Source organism: Nostoc sp. LEGE 06077 (assembly GCF_015207705.1).
In the GTDB taxonomy this organism is placed as follows: domain Bacteria; phylum Cyanobacteriota; class Cyanobacteriia; order Cyanobacteriales; family Nostocaceae; genus Nostoc_B.
This window is the reverse complement of record NZ_JADEWI010000006.1, coordinates 102,687-123,927: the sequence shown is the minus strand read 5'-3', so window position 1 is coordinate 123,927 and position 21,241 is coordinate 102,687. Positions and strand designations below refer to the sequence as shown.

Genomic DNA, 21,241 nt, shown 5'->3' with positions numbered 1-21,241 from the left:
ACGCATGGTAATTAGATGTTTATCTAATCTGTGATGCCAGTATACCTATACTACGGCGAAGATACCTATTCGCTCAATCAAAAGATTAACCATTTAGTGACTCAAAATGTTCATACTGAATGGAAAGCTTTTAACTACATCAAGTTATCTGGAAATGAGAAAAATATTGCTGCCAAGGTTTTTACTGAGGTTATGACTTTACCCTTTGGAGAGGGTAATAAAATTGTTCATACAGACAGCGAGCATTTAATTGGAAGTTTATCAAATGAGGATAATAACCAAGAATTTGAAAATCAACTTTCTCGAATACCTGCAAGTAACATTCTTTTAATTACTAGTAACAAAAAGCCAGATTCTCGTAGAACAGTAGTAAAAACTATCCTAAAATATGCTCAACAAGAAGAGTTTCCTCTCGTTCCTTGTTGGGATAAAAAGGGGATAGTTAATTTGATAGGGAAGTATGCAGCTATCCATCAAGTTAGACTTACACCAGATGTGACTAATTATTTAGTTGAAGCAATTGGTAATAACACTGCACGAGCCGATAGCGAATTTGCTAAACTTGCTGTCTATGCAAGTAAAAAAATTATTTCCCTTGAGGAGATAAAACAATTAGTTAGTAATCACAATACTGACTACCAAAAGCTTACTATGGCTATGTTAAGGAATCATTCAAACTTGGCAATAGCGCAGGTGGATAAACTACTAGATAGTAATGAACATCCACTCAAAATAGTAGCAACGCTTACGTCAGTTTTTCGCACTTGGCTAATAACTAAAGCTGGCGTAGAAACTAAATTATCTGAGATGAAGATTGCAGAAATAGCCGAATTGAAAAACCCTAAAAGATTGTATTACCTCAAAGATGAAGTCAAGTCTGTAGGCGTTCAAAAACTGAAAAACAGCCTTACCTTACTTTTACAACTCGAAACGGAACTCAAAAGCGGCACTAACAATTTAACTAGCCGAATTATCGAAATTTGCACGATATGAAAAACGACTTATTTACAGAAATCATCGGACAGCATACCGCCAAACTTCTACTAACTGAAGCAATCGAACGTAATCAAATTGCTCCCGCATACCTATTTAGCAGCGAAGTTGAGGGAGTGGGCAAAGGAAAAACTGCTCTGGCATTTGCAAATGCAATACTCTCAAGAGGAAGTCGCTCCGCGATCGCAGGAGAATCTAAACATCTAGACATCTTACAAATCAAACCAACCTATACCGAAAACACCTCCCAGCAGAAAAGTGTCCCTGCTATCCGAGTAGAACAAATGCGCGAGGTAATTGAATTTCTTTCAACTAGTGCAGTCGAGGGCAAGCAAAAGGTAGTAATTATTCATGAAGCAGATATGCTTAACCCTACTGCCGCTAACAAACTTCTCAAGACGCTGGAAGAACCCAAAACTGGAACGTTTATTCTGATATCATCCTATCCTCAAAAGCTATTACCCACTATCAAGAGTAGGTGTCAAATCATACCTTTCCAAAGGTTAACTTACGAGGAGGTTATTTCTGTCCTTAAAGACCAACAAATTGAGGTAACAGAAAAAATACTAGCTATCAGTTCTGGCAGTCCTGGTCAAGCGATCGCCAATATTAAAATGTTAGCTTCCATCTCACAAGAAATCACAAAGGAACTGGAAGTGCCTCCTGACGATATCCTCAAGGCACTCAGTTTGAGTAACTCCATCTCAAGCTGGAATCACCAGACGCAGTTATGGTTGCTTACCTACCTGCAATACAACTGGTGGCAGAAATTAAAAAGCACTAAGCTACTAGCTAAATTCACCCAAGCAAGAAAGCAATTGCTGCATCACGTTACGCCCAGAAGTGTTTGGGATAGCCTACTTCTGCCATAACAAAACCCACTCATTATCAAAAAGCACTGCCAGTTAGAAGTATTTCTAGCTGGCAGTATTTGTTTACACATAAAAGATATGAACCAGCAACACAGTTTATTCGATGTCGAAGAAACCATCCGCAACAGTAAAAACCAAAAAACCAGCGAAATATTAAACCCTAGCACTAGAAAGATACTTCAGTTACTAACCAGCCAAGGGATTAATAAAGCTGTTACAGCCAGCCTACTCGATCTAGCAGGAGCAGGTCGTGAAATTGTTCAATACATCGCCGGGCCAATTGTCACTCAGCAGAACGGCTGGCAACAGACAGTTCCGTCCTGGGTTTGGCGCGCGATCGCAGTTGATAGATTAGATGCAGCTTTACAAGAGATAGACAAGGGAGAAGTAGGTAAACTTGCCTCTAGTAGTGAAGTTGTTGCTTTAATGATGCCAATTGCTTTTGAAGTGCCGCTATCATCCGAATGGACAGATGTTTACCTCTGGGCAAGTTATAATGCCCTTGTCAGGCACAGACCTTTCAAGAATTTCAACTACGAAAACCTCTGGGAGAAGATTGGTACCACTCCGATTTCGTATGACAAAATCCGCTCTGATTATGAAACCCTGGCTGCTGATATCCGTTCTCGTGTAGTCAAACACGCGGCGAAAGAGGGATGGGGTAAAAAGTCGTCAAATAACAACAAACACCCTGTTACAGCAAATTCAACTGAAAGTAATACTAAGATGGAGCAATTGTCACTGTTTTAATAACTAATTGTTAGTACTTTTTTCAACACTCCTCCCAAATTCCTTCCTCTCTTTGTCCGTGCTACGGTGTACACACAAGTAGACCCAGAGCGAGTTTCCAGCCAAAAAAGGTAGACTCAAATTGCTCAAGACCGCGAACCAAAGTAGTAATACCGGGAGGTTTTTGAGACTTGTAGCCAGACCAACCGCCAAGTCGAGTAATAATCCAAGTAGCCCAAGCCAGAGAGTCAGGGGGATAGGGATTTTGTTGCAGTCGAGTTTTGCCTTCCAAGGTAGGAGCAAGAATAGATAAGCATTGCTGTTGCTCATGGGAAAAAGCAATATTTGCAGGTAAATCAGGGTTATCTCGTCCCTGAATCAGTTGTAAAATTCGCACGGCGACGGACAAAGCTAATACAGTCAGTCGTTGAATAGCAGCAATCGATTCGAGCTGAGTGGCTTCGAGATTTAAACCAGCAGTTTTGAGGGTGGCAAAAATTTGTTCAATTCGCCATCGCCATGTGTACCATCGAATCACCTGTAGAGCTTGTTCTAAACAAACAACTTGGTGGCTGGTGAGCAATCGCCAATGAATCGGTGCTTGACCTGGAGGTGGGTTGACTTCCACTGCTTCCACGGCATAAAGTGTCACACTGGCGGGATAATCTTGTCCATTCAATTTATCCGGACGTTGAATTTTCACCATTGCACGACGAACAATTAATAATGCCTCTCTTGCGGTTCTACTAATGCGTGCATCTGCTGGGACATCTACTGTGTAAGTCCCCTCGCTCGGCTGTTGATTTAAGTATGTATAAAGTGATGAAGTCTTTCCCACTAAGCGACGGTCAATGCGCGCTCTGACCAATACATGATTGTCTTGATTTGCGACTGTCACAAATTCCTCATACATATCGCTTTCGCGGTCGCCGATATGGGTAATCATTTTGGCTTCACCAACACTGATGCACCGTTGAGTTTCATCAGCCGAACGCAGCCATTTGTATGATTCTTTCTCCTCTATTGGCAATTGGCTATAGTTTCGTTCGTGCTTATCTTGATGGTTGATATCTCTAGTCCACAGTTGTACTGTACTTATCCCCAAGGGAAATCCATTTGCTGCATCTAATACTAGTGTCGGATGAATATAAAATCCTATATCTGTGTTGTTTCCTACTACACCTAGACCGGTGGCTTTCAATCTTCCTACATGAGACTGCAAGTTAATTTCGCTGGTATCACTGATAGCTAATATATGCTTTCCTTCTACATGAGATACGCAGTGGTCTGATAGGCTTCGCACTAATTCCCCTACTGTCACATTCTCATTCTCCAAAAACCGATAGTATCCTATTTGTTCGGCTCTATTTTTACTTATTCGGCGAATACTTACTGATTGATGTTTCCCCATTGCTTTGTACAATGCGGCCCCCTTTTAGAGAGTCGCGGGTCTCCAAATGCTTTTCCCCCTACTGCTTGCGCGTGTATTCTGATTGGATTTTCCACTGCCTTTTTCTCCCCACAACTCCTGCTCTTATTACTTTACTTGGACTTGTGTGTACACCGTAGCTTTGTCCGTGAGAGGAGGAAGTTCTTCCTTGTAATAAAAATTGCCTAAATTTTGACACTGATTGACATAAATTCGTCTTGCTGAATCACTTGCCCCCAAGTCCTGACGCAAAAGTAATTTAAATGATTTTTCACGCTCCTTCAATTCTTTTACTGCTACAAGAATTTCTGGTGATATGGCAGGATTTTCATAAGTAGAAGAAAGTTCCTCACTTGATGAATAAACGCTTAGTCTATTGCCAGCAGGTTGAGTTAGAAGACGCTGAGTATTATACGAACGCCATAGACCTAACTTTTCGCGCTGTAGTGACTCAATTTCAACCTCACCAACTCGGTCTGGAGTACTACGCCGCACGTAGATAAAACAAGCTTTATCAGCCGCTACAGTCAAACTCACTTTTACACCATTACCATCAAAATAAAACGAGTCAATTAAGTCGTTCTCTGCACTAACTTCTCCAAGCTTCTCTTTATTCGATAAATCAGGTAACACTTCTGAATTTAGTGACGGCGTAGCATTATTAACATTAGTTGAGGATAATGAAGGCGTAGGAGAAGGATTTGATTCTATAGCTGAAACTTTATTTTCTTTTTCTGGAGATGAACATCCAACCAGTAAGAATAATCCTATAAATAAATATTTTTTCATAAAAATAAATTTGTCTTTATTAACCCAACAGCAGAATATTAATTATTGTTTTCCATTCAAACGACCTGTTTGATAAAACTCAAGCAGGTTAGGGAAAGCTTTTTGTAGCAACCAGTTCCGCCCAATTTCTGATTCGGGAATATTTGAAGCAGCCATGTAATAACCACTTCTGTAAGCAGCTACACCTAAACAAGCTTGTAGGCTGGATATAGCCCGTGAAGAAGCTGGAATATTCATCAAATCTTGTATATGACTGGGACGATAATTTTGTCCTGCCACCAAAAAATAAACTAAAGTATGAACCAACCGGGATAAAATTACTGTTCGGTCTTGCCAACGTTCTAAATGAGACTTGATACAGAAATAATCAGGTAAATCAGCTGCTTGAGATTGATCAAGGAATAAATCGCTTTGGCTTTCGATAAAACTAGAATCCAGACCTATAAACTGTTTTAGAAAAACAAGCGTTTTACCCCAACATTCGTGTTCCTTAGTTTCAGGAGAGAACGCACCTTCTGAATACTGTGAACCATACTTTTCTTGAAGCTGTGCAACAGCCTCTTGATTGATATCACCCTGCCAGTCAGATTCAACAAAAAACTCTTTTACAATATCTTGCAAGTAGATGGATGAAAACTCACAAATATCCGGTGCCTCATCATCAAAATCGTCTTCATAAGTATCAATAAGAAATTTCTCTAACTCGATTTCTAGCTCCTGCTTTCTATGAACTGGCAGTAATGATTTAGCGTCTTCTAATGATAAAGGAAAATCTAAATAAGGATGTCCTTTAGCTAAGTAAGAATCACCCAAATCAGCTAAACTTTCAAGCGCAATAGTCCGGGCAAAAAACTCATCTTGTGGGTGTACGCATATACCCTCTAATTCCTTATCCACCAACATCATAGTAATTGCCAGTAGAGCAAACCATGAAGCATCATGCAAACAAGTCGGTAAATCAGCAATTAAATCTACTAACTTCAGTTCTAGAATTTCTCTCCAAACGCCTATCCTAGCGGTATTGGAAACATCACAAAAATGCTCAACCTCTTCTCCAACAGATGTTTCTCCTAACCACGTAAGATTTTCTACTTGCAAAGGTGAAGAGTAGTCAGGAGTTAGCTGATTTTGGCTGTCTTCATCGAACTGTATCCACATCAAAGCCAAGAGCATCAGCTTACAAATACTTACTCGCTTTAGGAGAAGATATTCAAGCATAATTCATTACTTATAATTTTTAGATACATACCACAATATTTGCGATCCCACCATAGCACAGGATAAATTGTCGTTCCTTAGTAAAAACCACAATGCTATGAGAAACAGGAATAAAAAATAACTCATAAGTATGAAGCAAAAAGTGTGCTTTAAATAAAACAATTCGTCAAAATAATAAATCCTAAAAGAACTAATGCTGACGCAGCAATAAGAGAAATATATCAATTCTCGCGTTATGAACTATATCAACAAAGTCATGCTAGTTGGCAGATGTGGACAAGAACCTGACCTAAAATATTTCGAGTCGGGAGCAGTTAAAGCTTCAATCTCTATTGCAGTAAGACCGCCCTACAGAAGTGAACAAGCCCTTTGGTTTGATTTAGTCGCTTGGGGAAATCAAGCAGAAGTGATTGGAAATTACGTTCGTAAAGGAACTCAGATTGCAATTACTGGTGAGTTTGGATTTGATCGTTGGGCTGATAAAAATTCTGGCACTATGCGGCAAAAACCTGTAATCACAATCAACGCCATCGAATTATTAGGTTCACCCCGTAAGGAAGAATCTACATCTACTTCTGTAACAAACGAAACACAGGCTGTAGCTAACGCAAATTTCTAGAAAATTACAAGTCGCCTATACAGTGTAAATCATAGGCGATTAACTATCTAATCAATCTACAAATTAAACGACCATGATTCATAATACTGCAACTATTAATCTTAAATCAGTGAACACAACCCACGACAAAGAAGGTTCCTTGATTGCTTTTGGAATTGCTGAGTTCTACTACCGTTCCAAGGAAGGAGTCGTTACTGACGAGATACCATTCCGTTCCAAAGGCGCACCTGCTGTCGTCATCAACGAACAGGGGGAAGGCGTACATGGTACAGCAGAAGGATATCTTGATTTAGTAGTAGATAACAGGGGTGAGTACAAAGAAAAGATTGCCACATTCGTAATTAGAAACTTTATCTCAGCACAACCGATTAACGAACTCACCCAAGTTAGCAAAAACTCTCACTCGCCTGAAACTCCTGATTTTGCCAAGGAACTACTCGAAGATAACGTTACTTCGACAAATGAAGACCTAGATGAAGAACCTCCATTTTAGAACCAATTAACTGAATAATGCTAGTCCAGACAGGTTTACTGGTTTGAACTAGCGTTATTTTTTTTCAAAAATCCAAAATAAAAATCCACTGTTTGGTAGAATCGCTGACATGGGTTCACAAAATCGCTTCATTAATATATGTCATCAACCAAAATAATTGCCACTTTCAATCAGTCAGGTGGTGCAGCTAAGACGACTATTACACACAATCTTGGATACCATCTTGCTAAAAAACACCGTGTACTGCTTGTGGATATGGACCCACAAGCATCGCTAACAGCTTTTATGGGATTAGGGGAAGTCAAGCTGCAAACTGAACAAACTATTTATGGTGCGATCGCTGAAGAAACTCCCCTGTATATATGGGAAAAACCCATTTACGGGATGCACCTTGTGCCTACAAATATCCAATTGGCAGGTACGGAGCAAAAAATTTTCCATGACCTGACCATCGACAACCGCCAACGGCTCAAATTTGCGCTTTCAAATGTACTTGACCAGTATGATTATATTTTGATTGATTGTCCGCCTTCTCTAGGAATTCTAAGCATTATGAGCTTAGTCGCTGCTTCACACGTTATTATTCCTGTTGAAACGCAATATAAGTGCTATCTTGGCACCAACCAACTGCTAGAAACAATTGCCCGGCTCAAAAAAGGAGGACACCAGAAATTACAAATTGCTTGTATAATTCCAACCAAATACGATAATCGTAATCTTCAAGACACAGGAATACTGGAAGAAATTAAACAACAGGTTGAAGGACGGATACACGTTACTGCCCCCATTCCTAAATCAACAGCTTTTCCTGACGCAACCCAGGCACATCTACCACTTGCACTCCACAAAAAAAACCACCCCGCAGTTAGCATACTCGAAGAAATTACAAAATACATCATTCAACTATGAGCCAAAGACGTGAACTAGAAAAACTAACCGGACTGGATAATTTATTTGGAGATGACGAAGAAAAATCTTTATCCGATTCCACTTTACCCTTATCTAAAATTATCCTTCCGCCAAGTCAGCCCCGTCGCTATTTTGACCCCATAAAACTCAAATCACTCGCTGACAGCATTAAGGAAGTGGGGTTACTAGAACCCATCGTCGTTAGAAAGATTCAGGAAGACAAGTACGAGCTGGTCGCTGGCGAACGCCGTCTCAAAGCTTGTGAAATCGTAAAACTTGAGGAAATACCCGTAGTCATTATTGAGTGCGACGAGAAAAAAGCTCGTAAACTCCGCTTAGTTGAAAACCTCCAAAGGGAAGACCTCAACGCTTACGAGGAAACTATCGGAATTCTCGAATTACTAGCCGAAGAACTCGATATTGACCAAGAGACAGTGGTCAAACTGCTCTATGAGATGAATAACGAAAGCAAAGGTAATTCTAACCATAACGTTATGGTTAGTGAAGAAGGACGAATCATACAAGATGTATTCTCGAAGTTAGGAAAAATTACTTGGCAGTCGTTTGTAGCTAATCGTCTTCCTTTACTCAAACTCCATTTGGATATCCAAACTGCATTGCAAAAAGGCAAAATTGAATACACAAAAGCTAAGGAAATCAACCGGATAAAAAATGATGATGAAAGGCAGGAAGTTTTAAATAAAGCGATCGCAGAAGGTTTATCATTATCTGAAATTAGGATTATAGTAGGAAATATTCTTCAGCAACAATCAGAAAGTAAGCCATCATCTCATAACCAAGAGCAAAAAGAAAAAGCTGACAAAATATACAAAGCACTTAGAAAAAGTAAAATTTGGAATGATGAGAAAAAGCTAAAAAAAATTAATAAGCTTTTTGCTCAAATTGAAGCACTTCTAGAAGAAGAAAACAAAGATGATATTTCTTTACAGTCAGGTAGTGAAGTCTCGGAGAACTCTTTGTAAAAGGTAATGGATGGCTAGAAGTCAACTCATCTCTTTCACCGCCGCGATCGCTTCTTTCCCTCGAATGCTGACAACAGTTCACCATCATTTATAGTTCCCCAAAAACCACCATGTACGCAGGCGGTGTGAATTCCTTTATGGCAGAATTCACAGGTAGCATCGGAAAACGCAAAGGGAGCGAGGACGCGATCGCACGAGAGTCTAAACAACCGCACTATTCTTACCAAGGCTGCGTGGTTGGTCCAATTGTAAATTCATTCACGTTTGTGTCTTCTGGCTGTTCAATTGCAAACGCCACAACATTGGCGACTCGATCTGGTGAGATGCCATATTGCTCATACAACTTTGTCATTGCTTCAGCCGCATCTTGGTCAGCAATCTGACCTAACAACTCAGTGTTAATTGCAGCAGGATAAATTGTCGCAGTCCGAATGTTAGTCCCCTCTTGAGCAGACTCCATGCGTAGAACTTCCATGAAATCGCGCACGAACCATTTCGTCCCACCATACACCGCACCACCTGGATAAGCTTTTAATCCAGCCACCGATGAAGTTGCGATAATATGCCCAGACTTTTGGCTAATAAACGTTGGTAACACAGCAGCGATCCCATTTAGTACACCCTTAATATTGACATCAACTGTTTGATTCCATTCATCCGTTTTCAATGCAGAAAGTGGAGAAGTGGGCATGATGCCAGCGTTCAAGAAAATAACATCAATGCCTCCAAATGCTTCCTTGGCAAGCTTGACGATCGCAGCGTTATCCGATGGGTTAACCACATCCATCACTTGATAAACTGCTTGCCCGCCCGCTTTTTGAATTTCATCAACTAATTGTCTCAATTGCTGCTCGCGTCGCGCACCTAATACGACCTTAGCACCTTTGCTGGCAAGCAATTTCGCACTTGCTTCACCAATCCCTGATGATGCGCCAGTAATAATCACAACTTTGTCTTTAATCATCTTATTCCTCTTTTTGTTGAGTAGATTCTTTTGCACCGACCATTACTGCACCGTTTGGCCGCCGTCAATGACCATAGCGTGTCCAATGACAAAGCCTGCTGCGTCCGAACATAGCCAGACGACGGCTGCGGCGATCTCCTCAGGCTTACCCATCCGTCCGACTGGCTCCTGGGCAATTACCTTCGCCCGCCCTTCGTCCGTACCGCCAGTGAAGCGACCCATCATCGGAGTGTCGATGTAGCCGGGACAGACGACGTTGATGCGGATGTTCTGCGCGGCGTAGTCGAGGGCCGCCGATCGCGTGAGACCGATCACACCATGCTTCGCGGCGGTGTATGCAGGGCTGCCTTTGATGCCGATAACTCCCGCGCCCGATGACGTGTTAACGATCGCGCCGCCTCCCTGCTTGAGGATCAGAGGGATTTCATGTTTCATGCACAGGAAAACGCCGCGGAGGTTGATGTCGATGATCTGGTTCCACTCTTCCTCCTCGTACTCTGCGGTGGGAGCTGGCTTTCTTGGCTCGATGCCCGCATTATTGAAGGCGAAGTCCAGCCGCCCGAAAGCCTCAATGGTCTTGGCTAGGGCTGTCTTCACGTCCTCGGCCCGTGTTACGTCGCACCGGACAGCGATTGCCTGCCCGCCGAGTTCTTTGATTATGTGTGCCGTTTCTTGATTGCCCTGTTCTGAAACGTCGGCAACCACCACCGCCGCGCCTTCACGGGCAAACGCCAGCGCTGTGGCACGGCCAATGCCGCTCGCTGCTCCGGTGATAAAGGCCACCTTGCCTGTGTAGTTTCCATTCGAGTTAGGTAGCATATTTTCTCCTGTCAATTGCTCGCTCACCGACTGAGATGTTGATTAAAAAAGGACTGAAGCTTGTCCCACGGGATCAGGTTCACCCGATCGTACAAATCGACATGGCCCGCATTCGGCACGATGTGGAGTTCCTTTGGCTCGGCTGCGCGTTTGTAGGCATCTTCGCTGAACTCCCTGGAATGTGCATCTGCCCCCGTGATGAACAGCATAGGACGAGGTGAAATCGTCTCAATATCGTTGAACGGGTAGAAGTTCATGAATTTAACGTTGCTGGTAAGCGTCGGGTGGGTTGTCAATTTCGGCGACGAACCTTTGGGGGTGTACTCGCCTCTGGGAGTGCGGTAGAAATCGTAAAATTCACGCTCAATAGCGGTGGAGTTCTCGTTCAGTTCATGCACGGTTCCGCTTGTGTATTTGGTCTCGCCGCCCGTGAACTCCGCATAGCGTTGTTCAGCCGCTTCTGCAATGACTTTCTTTCTCTGTTCGAGGGTCGTAGAATGCCTCAGCCCGTTACGGTTGGCTGCACCCATGTCATACATGCTGACCGTCGCAATGGCCTTCAGGCGCGGATCGATCTTGGCGGCACTGATGGCAAAGCTCCTGCTACCGCAAATTCCAAGAACGCCGATCCGCTCCCTGTCAACGAATGACTGGGTACTCAGAAAATCGACCGCAGCACTGAAATCGTCGGCATAAATATCCGGCGAAACAACGTTGCGGGGCTGCCCCTCACTCTCGCCCCAAAATGACAAATCGAGGGACAAAGTGACGAACCCTTGTTCAGCCAGTTTTTGGGCATACAGATTTGCGCTTTGTTCTTTGACTGCGCCCATTGGGTGTCCGACAATGATTGCCGGATTCTTAGCGTTCTGATTCAAGGTTTTGGGAATGAAGAGATTCCCCGCAACCTTCATGTTGTATTGGTTTTTGAACGTAACCTTTTGCATAGTTACTTTATCGCTCTTATAGAAGTTGTCCGCCCCCTCGACCACAGCAGACTGCTGTACGGATGCTTGGGCGATATTACGCGAGGCGGGTGTTTGGTCGGGCGCAAATGCCGCTGTTGTGAAGATTGCACTCATTAAGAGGGTTGGGATTAGAACGGGGTGTTTCATTGAGTTCTCTGTATGTGTATGGTTATCAAGTGGGTTAGCTTCGGTTCGATCGCCGTCGTAAGCAGCTTCGTTTCTGCATCCTCTTTACTGCGCTTGAAGCTCGATCGTCACTTCTACAGAACCAGGCACATTCAATGCCTCGATATCACCGTCAATTTTTCCGAGGATAATCAGTCCGTTTGAGTATCCAAAATCGTTGTAATACATCGCCAAATTTCCCCAGGGAGCGTAATACGCGATATCTCCAACCGCAGGATCACTGCCCGAAGGTGCATCTTCTGTCGATAATCGTCTTGGCAAATCACTAACTTTTTCGGTGTTCGCGTGATCTTCTAGCGTCAGTGTCAATGGCAGCAGGGAAATAAAATCCTGAGTGGTTTTGCTATCAATCAACGTGGCTGTCACGACTTCGTTTCCAACCCTGATGTTGATCTTCATCCTGTTTGCTTGCTCGGTTGATAGTTCCGTCGGTATCTCTGACGGGGCATTGCTGGTGATACTGTTGTCGGCACGGCAGGCTGAGGAACTTAGGGACATTGCTAAAGCGAGAACCAAAATCAGCATTCGCTTCTGACCGTTTTTTCCTCTAGTGGGAAGCCATCTCAAGAGCATCAGGATCTCCCTTCATATTGCTCGTCGCTGACCTGTTCCATCCAGTCCACAGGGCTGCCGTTGAGCGCTTCGTGAATGGCGGTGTGAGTCATGGCTGTAGTGGCTGTAGCGCCGTGCCAGTGCTTTACACCCGGTGGAATCCAGACGACATCACCGGGTCTAATCTCTTGAATTTGACCGCCCCACTGTTGAACCCAGCCAACTCCAGCCGTCACAATCAGGGTTTGCCCTAAGGGATGAGTGTGCCATGCGGTTCGGGCACCTGGCTCAAAAGCTACACTTGCGCCAGATGTGCGAGCCGGATCGTGCGCTGCAAAAAGAGGATTGATACGTACAGAACCCGTGAAATAGTCGGCAGATCCTTCGGTGGAAGGCTGCGAACCATTCTGCGTAATTTCTACGCCCTGTAGGCGATTGCCAGATGAGACTTGTGTATGACCCGCCCGCGCGAACCCCAAAGCCAATAAGGAAAATGCCATGACAGGCATCGTGAGCCGTTTCATTTCTGTTCCTCCAATTTGTGCTTTGTCATGCGAAGCTTTCCCACAGCGACCAATGCCTGCCGTGGATTTAATGATGCTTCTCGCGATTGCACGAGAAGCGCTTGACCAAACAAACCTGCTATTTCTCTTGGATAAAAGTCCAGACGCTTACAAGAAGCCGGAATCACGTTTCATTGCTTTAACCTCATTCTAGAAATTCTGAAAGGCAAGCAATAGGACGATCGTCTAAGATCGTTGTACAATCCTGCAAACTTATACTCGTTTCGGCTCAAGTCACGCTAGATTCTTGTACAGGGCTGGCACTGCCAAACCCTTGCTGAAGCTTGATGTATCCAAAAGTTTGTTTAAATCGGTATGAGAAATGAACGCTGCAAGAACGAGTGAAAAGTCCGGTAGAGCCTTGATGAATGACCTTCAGACTCTTCGCGAGGCAGACCGAGCGCAAGCCAACCGAGAGGAATTAACGGAGCGAATTGCTCAAGCGATTTGTACTGATGGAGCGATCGAGCCACTTTCTGGATTGCACTTCAACCGTTCCTCTTCCCCTTCGGAATGCTTTCATAATGTCTCTATTCCTGCCTTTTGTGTGATTGCTCAAGGCAGCAAAGAAGTTCTTCTAGGCAGCGATCGCTATCAGTACGACCCAATGCATTATTTGCTGGGGACGGTCGAACTGCCGATTGCCAGCCGAATTCTAGAAGCAACCCAGGAAAAACCGTACCTGGGTCTTCGTCTCGATCTCGACCCTACCCTGGTTGGTTCAGTCATGGTTGAGGCAGGCTATCCTTCAGCCCAAAGGGGTGCTAGTGTCAAAGCGATCGATGTTAGTCCATTGAATGCAGACCTGTTAGATGCTGTGGTGCGGCTTGTCAGACTGCTCGATTCTCCGGCTGAAGCGCATGTGCTTGCACCCCTGATCAAGCGGGAGATTATCTACCGACTCCTGATGGGAGAGCAAGGTGCTCGGCTGCGTCAGATTGCTGTTTTGGGTGGCTACACGCACTACATCGCCAGAGCCGTCGATCGACTGCGCAAAGACTTCAACCAGCCGATCAAGATTGAAGACATCGCCCGAGAGTTAGGTATGAGTGTGTCAGGCTTTCACCACCACTTCAAATCGGTCACGGCAATGAGTCCCTTGCAGTTCCAGAAACAACTGCGACTTCAGGAGGCTCGCCGTCTGATGTTGGGGCAAAACCTGGATGCGACCAGTGCTGCCTACCGGGTGGGGTATGACGATGCTTCGCACACTTCAACCGGGAGTACAAGCGGCTCTTTGGTGCGCCACCCATGCGCGATGTGGAACGGTTGCGAGAAGCTGCTCTTGAGGCTAATAGTTCAATACAATCTCCTCAAGACACCCGCCATCTTGCCAGAAATCACTAAAATATTGTGGAGATAACTCTGTGTAGCACACTGTATGCTGAGTGTTCTTGTGTCTTAGATAGTGCTGAATAAATCGTGTATCGTGCCCATTATTGATGAGCTTGTATCCGCAACCTGTTGTCACTACAACCCCATATTTCATTATCTCTGCTGAATCAACTTGCGAGTATCGGCTTATTATCTACGAACAGTATGTGACAGTATGTGTAAGCCATCCAGCTCATATTATTACCCAGAATTTGAAACTTCTATTGACCTCAGTGCATGAATCGTTAGCTTTCCTGAAGTAAATCACCCTTCGTCTTTACCTGAGAAACGGTCAACTTTATATTTCATACACTAACTAAAGTATCTTCCTTAATCCAGACATACTTTCGGTGGGTTAACTCTGCGGGTTAACCGACTTGCTACTCTATCTCTATTGGAAAATTTTTGAAAACAGGATAGTAGCCGAGGCGTTAGCATTCATTTCCAATTTAAAATTGTTATTTTTTACACGGACTTACGTCCAAATAAAGAAGAGAAAGCACTATAGCTAACGCTCAATTCTTTAAGAAGTAACTCTCACATAGGAGATAAAAATTATGGCTACTAAAACCAAAAAAGTTAGTTTAATTGATGATAACGCAATGGGTATTTACAAAATTGCTGACTACAACGAGCGTAAGTTTAAAGCAGTCTACTACGGGCTACAAGAAACCTGGGGTAAAACTATTCAAGCGCAGTCACAAACTAACTGGAATAAAACACAATGGGATGCTTTTAAAACAAGATTCATTGCTACATTCGGCTCAGTTGACAACCCCAAATACAGTGTACAACAAATGGTTGACTATTCCATTAAGCACTTCAACAAAGGCTTAGAAGAACTACTCGAAGTCAACAAACGTACTTGGCTACAACGCGAACGTTTATTAGCAAAATAATCACAAATAATCTAATTTTACAGAAAATCTCGCTCATACAGAGTGGGATTTATTTTTTTGATTAATGCTGACGCAGCTAAAAGCGAAACACTCATCAAGGAAAAAAACTATGGCTGCTAATAAATCTACTAAAGCTCAAGCTGCTACAGTCGATGATTCAACAATGGAGCAATTCAAGATTGAATCATTCGACGTGCGTAAATACAACACAATTTTCTATTCAATCCGTGACCTTTACGGACGCGAATCACAACGACAACTGGGGTCTGACAATTTCGATTGGAAAGCTTTTAAGCTTCAGTTTGAAATCTGTTTTGGTCGTCCTGAAGATTGTCGTTACACCACAGAACAATTATTGAATTTCGCCAAATACAAATTCAACATGAGTTTGGAAGACTTGTTAGCTTATAACCGTAAATCATGGGAACTCCGCAAAAGGCGAGAACAACAATATGCAGACATGGAGCAAATTAACTCTGTAATTCAACACATTCCAGAAATTACCAATTCTCATGTTGATTGCTACCAAATGCTAGAGCAACAGCCATACTAAAATCTCAAAGAATCAGTTAGAAAGTACTATTTTATGCAGCACTTCATTCTAGCTGATTCTTTTTTTACTACATTGATTTTTGTCTGAAACTATCAAACATTCTCGTTTACAGCAATAAAGGTACTAGGCCGCTCACAAGGTGTAAAGTTATACTTAAGCTTGACTTCTTCACCTGCATTATTTGTATTACCTTCAACAGATTTAGTTAGCGGTACAACTTCAGAGCGTATATAACCAGTTAACTTATCAAACTGAATAATCATGTGCTGGTGGAAAGCCCAAACATCCGCCATCCGATTGCCCATACCAGAAGATATTTCATCAGGTATAAAAATATTAGCGTGCCAGGATACTTTAATCCCCTCTTTCTGGAAGTAAGCATCTATTTCAGGACGAATGTAATCCGCAGTTCCTCCGCAAAATACTAGTTCTTCAATATCCTCATCCATCTTTGAGCGCAACCACCTGGCGATCGCACGCCAATATTCGTCTCTGGCAAGTAATAAAGCTTTGGACATCGACTCTCCATCAAGTTGAATCTCATCAACTTTGCGCTTGCGTGAGAGTTTTTGCATCACCTCGGGGTCACAACTGGCTCCAGCTTCTATCAGTACCTCAATAATATTGGAATTATCAGGGCTTAGTCCCGATGTTTTGGAAATCAAATTATTTACTAACCAAGACATACCAAAATTGCTGGTTATTCCTGCACCAATCGAACCACTGCGAAAGGTGAAAATACTCGCGTTGCGATAACCAAGCATCACATACATCGAAACAGGTACACGATCGCTTGGCGATCGCCTACGGTGGAAAAATATTCCACTACCCTCAGAAGCTGCATCATAACGAAGCATTTTCACCCGCATCTTACCTGCTGGTGTATCAAACCCTCGAAACACATCTTTCAACCGAGTTTGTAAATGTTCCTTGTCTTGCACTTCACCAGGCGGCAGCAGGACACTCAAGTAAGCTGCAACATCATTACCCAGGTTCAACTTCTCTTTAGCCAGCCAAAATACTCCGCAAATTTTGGGGATTGCTAGTTCATACTTTAACTCCCTCAGTTGCGATATACCCCCAAACCGACGACGAGCAAGTTCTCCCAAGGCGAAATACTCATCGCCTATCCCTACCCAAGCACGAGATTCAGGACTACCTTCAGGTTGGACGCTTTCAACTGAGGCTTTAGCAACATCCGCTATTTCTGAGTCTAAAAGTAAAACAACAGGCTTTCCTTCTGGATACTCCTGAACGATAGCCTTAGTTTTACTTGCACCCATGTCAATCGTAATTACTATCTTTTTTACGTCTGTTTTCTCCTTAATTTTAGGCATATATATTGATGTTTTATTAACTTTTCCTATTGTTACTAATTTACCTGAAATAGGAATGATGCTGTAGTGCAAAACATTTTCTTTACAGGAGTTAACAGGTTTTTTACATACAAAGTAAGTAGAGAAAAACCATTACGATCATTTTCTTCTATAACACTAATACCAAACCGAAACTGTAGATTCTAAGTAAATTAATGTATTAAAAATTTCTTCAACACACGCTGGTTAAATTACGTCCTGTATCATGAACAAATTACCCCAATCACACCCTAATTCTGTATCAACTAAAAGTTGAATTACAAAATAATATTTGTCTTTGGCTTGTCAAATAAACAATGTAATTGTAATTATTGCACCCAGTATTACCTCAATCATCCCCACATTTACCTCATCAAAAGCACCACAATTGGGCAGTCTTGTACAATAACAAGGTATGTCCAATGGGGTTTATTACAAATTTGCTTTGCTGCAAAATTATTGATTGCAACTTTTACAAATGAAATATCATGAAGGCAATTGCACCTCCGGAGTTAGAATGCGATCGCCTCTCCAGTTCGGTCAAATACTATTAATGCACTCGATCACAAGCTTTGACCAAGTGTATGGCGAAATGGTTTAATCGAAACTTTGAATAATGCAGGTGCTTGGGCAAAAACTTCTTCTCAATGTGCTTTGTACCTCTTTACAAAGCACTTCTTAGCAACAGTGCTTAACGCGATGCCTGCGGCAGGCGTAGCCATCGTACTCTGAAAAATACTGCCCACAATGACAAACAGGACAAAGGAGGAAATTACGTAAGTATCACAAGCGAAGGCAAAGAATACGCTTTTCTCTAACACCTAACAGCCATTCCTGATAATCCCTTTACTCCAGACGAAATCCTGCATCAACTTCTATTTCTGCCTTAGCAATTGGGTCATCCTCATCATCATTAAAGAACCCATCATCTTCAGAATTTTGTTCCAAAATATTTGATCCGGCTGGTTCTGAGAGAACAGGTAGCGAGTCAGGACTTGGCTCAGTGGAATCAAAAAAAGAAACCGAAGGGGGAACCAAATTAGCTGAAACAGGAGCTACTCCCACACCATTAGTTCCAATTGTTGGTTGTAAGCCAATCACACCCTGCGAGAAAATTCCACTATGAGGATTAACAAGAACGACCTGGGGCAACCCCTCCATCCCAAATGTCCGTTTCATCTTAATTATCTGGGCTTCAAGTTGCGCGATCGCATCATGGAGGGCCGACTGCAATTCCATACCAGATACTCCCGCAGCCGATAGCGCAAACGGTAGGTAATAAGCCCGCAGCGCCTCACATACTAACTCAGTTTGCCCTCGCTTCTTCGACTGGAGATAGCTAATTACTATCCCATCCTCAGTATCCTTATTCCGCATGATTCGCGCCAACTCAACAGAATCAGCAGGCTTACTCGCTCTTGCCATACCTTTACTTCTATATAATCTGCAAACCAAGCTTTTCAGTAAGCTATTTGTCAATACTCTTACTTTAACCACACTGTAGAAGAACTTACCCCCGTATTTACTCCTAACTACCCCAATTCACACACCAATTACCCCAATCAATTGAAAATTAGGTCTAATTTTTTAAATAAAAATATGTTGTTAACTGATAAATAAACTCTTACAATTCCCATGATTGAGGTATTCTGAGGGCAAATTGACCCAACTATTTCAGCATTACTTCAAACATCAATCGTCTTGGAACAAAACTCTACAACCCTCACTGCATATGAATTTACATCAGTCCCGTTCCACAATAAACCATTACTGTTGTCGCACAATCCAGAACTAAAACAAGGTATGTTCAATGGGGTCATTTTATCCTTATATTATTCGCAATAAATTAGATTAATTGACAATATATTCAATACAATCGTTTATCATGTAGTTCTAATAAATACTACTTCTGTTTTATATTTACTTTTTGATGACTAATGTATGGTAAATGACCCCGTAAAGCGAACTAAATCTATCAAGGTATACCTCTTTAAGGAAGAGAAAACTACCATTGAGGAAAAAGCGATCGCCACAGGGGTAACTGCATCTGAGTATTTACGTTCCTGTGGATTAAGGCGGGTACTAATGGCAAAACCGTCTGCCGACTTGATAACTATCCGCGCCACTGCTGGAAACCTTAAAAGCGAACTGATGATGTTATCTCACTTAGCGAAAGAAACAAACAACCAGCAAATTTTGGATACTGTTAATAAGGCGATCGCACTTGTAGATCAGACCATCGCAGCTGCATTTAACATAGACGTTCCAGAGAAATCACCCTCAAGCCAAGATAAATAAGGCATTGTAAGTTCTATAGCCCCCACTTTCAACTGTCTCAATTTGATTCCCGTCATCTACAAAAAACCCAATTTTCTCGACACGCTCAAGTATGTCTTGGGCAAAGATGATGCTGCGATTGTCGATACTAATATGATGGGAACAAAGCCAGACGAATTTAACCAGCAGTTTCTCACCATCAAGTACACCAACAAAGCAGTTAAACGGCAGTGCGCTCACCTCATCATCTCAATCGCACACCGCCCGAACTACCACGAGCATTTATCCAACAGTCAGTACAGTTATGTAGCAAGAGAATATCTCAAAGATATGGGATACTTGCCCAAAGAAGAATCATCTGTAGCAGCTACCAGTCAGTTTGTTGCAGTACGCCACCACGATCGCAACCACGAACACCTGCACATAATTACCTCCCGGATTCGGTTAGATGGTAGTTTAGTTAATGATTCTTATGATTATTTCAACTCCCAAGTCTCAACTAGACGCATCGCGGCGGAACTAGAATTAGAAGTAACTCCAACAACAAATGAAGCTGTCGCCTCTAGGTTAGAGAAAGAGTACGGCATCATTACACTTACCAGCCCCAACCGATCAAAAAGCATTAGAGCAGTCAACAGTAAGCACAAAACCCCAACCAGTAAGGAAATTATTCGCCAAGCAATAGGAGAAGCCATTAAGGACAGTCCCACCGTCTCTACGTTTATTCAACGCCTGGAGGAAAATAACATTGGAGTATTGCCTAAGATGCAGGGGGAAGAACTACTAGGCTTTACCTACACTCATAATGATGTAAAAATTGCTGGTTATCAAGTATACAAACCTTATAGCTGGAACAAACTGCGGTCTGAATATGGAATCATGTACGACCCAGATAAAGATATAGAAATAATCCAACAAGCTAAAGCCAGAGCAGTTAACCGCATAAATAACAAAATACTAAGTAATAATAATTACCTACATAGTGATAAACCTACTAGCAGCAGTGCAAGTGATAGCAATGGTGATACCGATAGTAACTCCAAAACACTTGTTAGTACATATACACTAAACAGTAATTATCCAAGTGAGATTCCAGTAACACAATCCAAATTATTGGAAGACAACCCCACATTGAAAGCAAATAACACTAAGAAAAAAGTTCAGCCGCATCCACAACAACAGTACCCACAACAGGATATTTCAGAAGACAACGGTCTCACTGCTAAACAATTCTTGGAAGAGCAATCTTCCCCTGTTCCTCCTTCTCTTAACCTTCTGCCTTCTACTGTCAAACATTTGCCTTCTATAATCACTGACTATATGCTTGTTACCAATAACTTCCGTATCAAAGGACGGGAGTTGAGTGCCAGCTTAGATAGCAAGACTCTGAGTGTTTACCGTCATGGGGATAATACTCCTGTGATGCAAACCTGCTACAGTCAGAGAACTTGGTACGAAGAGATACCAACTCGACTAACAACAAACGAAATTGAGCAGCTTGAAAGTTTGCGTTTCTTTACGCAACAAGTATTAATGAATAAACAGCGATCCGCGCTTCGCAGCAGCGCTTCACGATCGCAAAGAGGTATTGAGCAGTAGTAAATCTACCAGTAGAGAGAATTTAATCTACTGAGAATTCCTATTAAAGTAATAGCTAGAACAAAGGGCGACCTTAAAATTTTGGCGTAACCTGTAAG

General features: G+C 42.5%; 23 protein-coding genes. 12 read left to right on the top strand and 11 right to left on the bottom strand.

The genetic code is table 11. From position 1 onward, the window contains the following. Positions 1 to 33 precede the first annotated feature (33 nt). From holA to IQ244_RS06475, 3 genes are all read left to right on the top strand, one after another. Positions 34 to 993 (top strand): DNA polymerase III subunit delta, encoded by a 960-nt coding sequence (gene holA / locus IQ244_RS06485; RefSeq protein ID WP_096560799.1) that lies wholly within the window; start codon positions 34 to 36, stop codon positions 991 to 993. Further along, positions 990 to 1,865, top strand: coding sequence for a DNA polymerase III subunit delta' (locus tag IQ244_RS06480; protein ID WP_096560800.1), 876 nt, complete (start codon positions 990 to 992; stop codon positions 1,863 to 1,865). The genes holA and IQ244_RS06480 overlap by 4 nt, the downstream gene beginning before the upstream one ends. Before the next feature lie 78 nt (positions 1,866 to 1,943). After that, complete coding sequence (locus IQ244_RS06475) at positions 1,944 to 2,615, top strand: hypothetical protein (protein WP_096560801.1); 672 nt, start codon at positions 1,944 to 1,946, stop codon at positions 2,613 to 2,615. Between the two features lie 61 nt (positions 2,616 to 2,676). On the opposite strand, the gene IQ244_RS06470 is transcribed toward IQ244_RS06475, so the two are convergent. The 3 genes from IQ244_RS06470 to IQ244_RS06460 form a co-directional block, all read right to left on the bottom strand. Then, the gene (locus IQ244_RS06470; protein WP_193891024.1) at positions 2,677 to 4,005 is read right to left on the bottom strand and encodes an IS4 family transposase; all 1,329 of its coding nucleotides are present in this window, start codon (positions 4,003 to 4,005) and stop codon (positions 2,677 to 2,679) included. A 126-nt stretch (positions 4,006 to 4,131) separates the two neighbouring features. Then, positions 4,132 to 4,812 (bottom strand): hypothetical protein, encoded by a 681-nt coding sequence (locus IQ244_RS06465; protein ID WP_193891021.1) that lies wholly within the window; start codon positions 4,810 to 4,812, stop codon positions 4,132 to 4,134. Between the two features lie 42 nt (positions 4,813 to 4,854). Next, complete coding sequence (locus IQ244_RS06460) at positions 4,855 to 6,030, bottom strand: hypothetical protein (protein ID WP_096560803.1); 1,176 nt, start codon at positions 6,028 to 6,030, stop codon at positions 4,855 to 4,857. 235 nt (positions 6,031 to 6,265) lie between these two features. On the opposite strand from IQ244_RS06460, the gene ssb reads away from it, so the two are divergent. The 4 genes from ssb to IQ244_RS06440 all read left to right on the top strand — a co-directional run bounded on the left by ssb (position 6,266) and on the right by IQ244_RS06440 (position 9,034). Beyond that, entirely contained in the window at positions 6,266 to 6,649 is a 384-nt protein-coding gene (ssb, locus tag IQ244_RS06455) for a single-stranded DNA-binding protein (RefSeq protein WP_096560804.1), read from the top strand. Between the two features lie 73 nt (positions 6,650 to 6,722). Then, on the top strand, positions 6,723 to 7,142 hold the full coding sequence (locus IQ244_RS06450; RefSeq protein ID WP_053458066.1) for a hypothetical protein: 420 nt from the start codon (positions 6,723 to 6,725) through the stop codon (positions 7,140 to 7,142). Positions 7,143 to 7,280: 138 nt separating this feature from the next. Further along, entirely contained in the window at positions 7,281 to 8,051 is a 771-nt protein-coding gene (locus IQ244_RS06445) for a ParA family protein (protein ID WP_096560805.1), read from the top strand. Next, positions 8,048 to 9,034, top strand: coding sequence for a ParB/RepB/Spo0J family partition protein (locus IQ244_RS06440; RefSeq protein ID WP_096560806.1), 987 nt, complete (start codon positions 8,048 to 8,050; stop codon positions 9,032 to 9,034). Before IQ244_RS06445 ends, IQ244_RS06440 begins: the two co-directional genes overlap by 4 nt. Positions 9,035 to 9,069: 35 nt before the next feature. On the opposite strand, the gene IQ244_RS06435 is transcribed toward IQ244_RS06440, so the two are convergent. From IQ244_RS06435 to IQ244_RS06410, 6 genes are all read right to left on the bottom strand, one after another. After that, a complete protein-coding gene (locus IQ244_RS06435) occupies positions 9,070 to 9,249 on the bottom strand; it encodes an alcohol dehydrogenase catalytic domain-containing protein (RefSeq protein WP_096560807.1) in 180 nt (59 codons plus the stop codon). Between the two features lie 5 nt (positions 9,250 to 9,254). After that, the gene (locus tag IQ244_RS06430) at positions 9,255 to 9,998 is read right to left on the bottom strand and encodes an SDR family oxidoreductase (protein ID WP_096560808.1); all 744 of its coding nucleotides are present in this window, start codon (positions 9,996 to 9,998) and stop codon (positions 9,255 to 9,257) included. A gap of 42 nt (positions 9,999 to 10,040) precedes the next feature. Then, on the bottom strand, positions 10,041 to 10,817 hold the full coding sequence (locus IQ244_RS06425; RefSeq protein WP_096560809.1) for an SDR family oxidoreductase: 777 nt from the start codon (positions 10,815 to 10,817) through the stop codon (positions 10,041 to 10,043). 23 nt (positions 10,818 to 10,840) lie between these two features. After that, a complete protein-coding gene (locus IQ244_RS06420; protein ID WP_193891019.1) occupies positions 10,841 to 11,932 on the bottom strand; it encodes an alpha/beta hydrolase in 1,092 nt (363 codons plus the stop codon). Positions 11,933 to 12,016: 84 nt separating this feature from the next. Further along, positions 12,017 to 12,496 (bottom strand): cyclophilin-like fold protein, encoded by a 480-nt coding sequence (locus IQ244_RS06415; protein WP_228058771.1) that lies wholly within the window; start codon positions 12,494 to 12,496, stop codon positions 12,017 to 12,019. Positions 12,497 to 12,543: 47 nt separating this feature from the next. Next, positions 12,544 to 13,047, bottom strand: coding sequence for a cupin domain-containing protein (locus tag IQ244_RS06410; protein ID WP_096560812.1), 504 nt, complete (start codon positions 13,045 to 13,047; stop codon positions 12,544 to 12,546). Between the two features lie 361 nt (positions 13,048 to 13,408). Between IQ244_RS06410 and IQ244_RS06405 the strand changes: the two genes are divergently transcribed. The 3 genes from IQ244_RS06405 (at position 13,409) to IQ244_RS06395 (ending at position 15,912) form a co-directional block, all read left to right on the top strand. Beyond that, entirely contained in the window at positions 13,409 to 14,449 is a 1,041-nt protein-coding gene (locus IQ244_RS06405) for an AraC family transcriptional regulator (protein WP_228058770.1), read from the top strand. 568 nt (positions 14,450 to 15,017) lie between these two features. After that, on the top strand, positions 15,018 to 15,359 hold the full coding sequence (locus tag IQ244_RS06400; protein ID WP_096560815.1) for a hypothetical protein: 342 nt from the start codon (positions 15,018 to 15,020) through the stop codon (positions 15,357 to 15,359). A 109-nt stretch (positions 15,360 to 15,468) separates the two neighbouring features. Further along, positions 15,469 to 15,912 carry a hypothetical protein gene (locus tag IQ244_RS06395; protein WP_096560816.1) on the top strand — a complete coding sequence of 148 codons (444 nt, stop codon included), beginning with the start codon at positions 15,469 to 15,471 and terminating at the stop codon, positions 15,910 to 15,912. Between the two features lie 92 nt (positions 15,913 to 16,004). On the opposite strand, the gene IQ244_RS06390 is transcribed toward IQ244_RS06395, so the two are convergent. Further along, positions 16,005 to 17,249: a ParM/StbA family protein gene (locus tag IQ244_RS06390; protein ID WP_193891015.1), complete on the bottom strand. Its 1,245-nt coding sequence runs from the start codon at positions 17,247 to 17,249 to the stop codon at positions 16,005 to 16,007. An 864-nt stretch (positions 17,250 to 18,113) separates the two neighbouring features. Next, on the bottom strand, positions 18,114 to 18,692 hold the full coding sequence (locus tag IQ244_RS06385; RefSeq protein ID WP_193891013.1) for a hypothetical protein: 579 nt from the start codon (positions 18,690 to 18,692) through the stop codon (positions 18,114 to 18,116). A 516-nt stretch (positions 18,693 to 19,208) separates the two neighbouring features. On the opposite strand from IQ244_RS06385, the gene IQ244_RS06380 reads away from it, so the two are divergent. Both IQ244_RS06380 and IQ244_RS06375 read left to right on the top strand, forming a co-directional pair. Further along, complete coding sequence (locus IQ244_RS06380) at positions 19,209 to 19,565, top strand: plasmid mobilization protein (RefSeq protein ID WP_193891011.1); 357 nt, start codon at positions 19,209 to 19,211, stop codon at positions 19,563 to 19,565. Between the two features lie 42 nt (positions 19,566 to 19,607). Further along, positions 19,608 to 21,143 carry a relaxase/mobilization nuclease domain-containing protein gene (locus IQ244_RS06375; protein ID WP_228058769.1) on the top strand — a complete coding sequence of 512 codons (1,536 nt, stop codon included), beginning with the start codon at positions 19,608 to 19,610 and terminating at the stop codon, positions 21,141 to 21,143. Positions 21,144 to 21,241: the final 98 nt, after the last annotated feature.

Coding starts and splice junctions, on each gene's coding strand:
- IQ244_RS06465 (WP_193891021.1), bottom strand. CDS start 4,812: ATGAAAAAATATTTATTTATAGGATTATTCTTACTGGTTGGATGTTCA.
- IQ244_RS06395 (WP_096560816.1), top strand. CDS start 15,469: ATGGCTGCTAATAAATCTACTAAAGCTCAAGCTGCTACAGTCGATGAT.
- IQ244_RS06430 (WP_096560808.1), bottom strand. CDS start 9,998: ATGATTAAAGACAAAGTTGTGATTATTACTGGCGCATCATCAGGGATT.
- ssb (WP_096560804.1), top strand. CDS start 6,266: ATGAACTATATCAACAAAGTCATGCTAGTTGGCAGATGTGGACAAGAA.
- IQ244_RS06415 (WP_228058771.1), bottom strand. CDS start 12,496: ATGCTGATTTTGGTTCTCGCTTTAGCAATGTCCCTAAGTTCCTCAGCC.
- IQ244_RS06480 (WP_096560800.1), top strand. CDS start 990: ATGAAAAACGACTTATTTACAGAAATCATCGGACAGCATACCGCCAAA.
- IQ244_RS06445 (WP_096560805.1), top strand. CDS start 7,281: ATGTCATCAACCAAAATAATTGCCACTTTCAATCAGTCAGGTGGTGCA.
- IQ244_RS06460 (WP_096560803.1), bottom strand. CDS start 6,030: ATGCTTGAATATCTTCTCCTAAAGCGAGTAAGTATTTGTAAGCTGATG.
- IQ244_RS06420 (WP_193891019.1), bottom strand. CDS start 11,932: ATGAAACACCCCGTTCTAATCCCAACCCTCTTAATGAGTGCAATCTTC.
- IQ244_RS06405 (WP_228058770.1), top strand. CDS start 13,409: ATGAACGCTGCAAGAACGAGTGAAAAGTCCGGTAGAGCCTTGATGAAT.
- IQ244_RS06450 (WP_053458066.1), top strand. CDS start 6,723: ATGATTCATAATACTGCAACTATTAATCTTAAATCAGTGAACACAACC.
- IQ244_RS06400 (WP_096560815.1), top strand. CDS start 15,018: ATGGCTACTAAAACCAAAAAAGTTAGTTTAATTGATGATAACGCAATG.
- IQ244_RS06470 (WP_193891024.1), bottom strand. CDS start 4,005: ATGGGGAAACATCAATCAGTAAGTATTCGCCGAATAAGTAAAAATAGA.
- IQ244_RS06410 (WP_096560812.1), bottom strand. CDS start 13,047: ATGAAACGGCTCACGATGCCTGTCATGGCATTTTCCTTATTGGCTTTG.
- IQ244_RS06425 (WP_096560809.1), bottom strand. CDS start 10,817: ATGCTACCTAACTCGAATGGAAACTACACAGGCAAGGTGGCCTTTATC.
- IQ244_RS06440 (WP_096560806.1), top strand. CDS start 8,048: ATGAGCCAAAGACGTGAACTAGAAAAACTAACCGGACTGGATAATTTA.
- IQ244_RS06385 (WP_193891013.1), bottom strand. CDS start 18,692: ATGGCAAGAGCGAGTAAGCCTGCTGATTCTGTTGAGTTGGCGCGAATC.
- IQ244_RS06390 (WP_193891015.1), bottom strand. CDS start 17,249: ATGCCTAAAATTAAGGAGAAAACAGACGTAAAAAAGATAGTAATTACG.
- IQ244_RS06475 (WP_096560801.1), top strand. CDS start 1,944: ATGAACCAGCAACACAGTTTATTCGATGTCGAAGAAACCATCCGCAAC.
- holA (WP_096560799.1), top strand. CDS start 34: ATGCCAGTATACCTATACTACGGCGAAGATACCTATTCGCTCAATCAA.
- IQ244_RS06380 (WP_193891011.1), top strand. CDS start 19,209: ATGGTAAATGACCCCGTAAAGCGAACTAAATCTATCAAGGTATACCTC.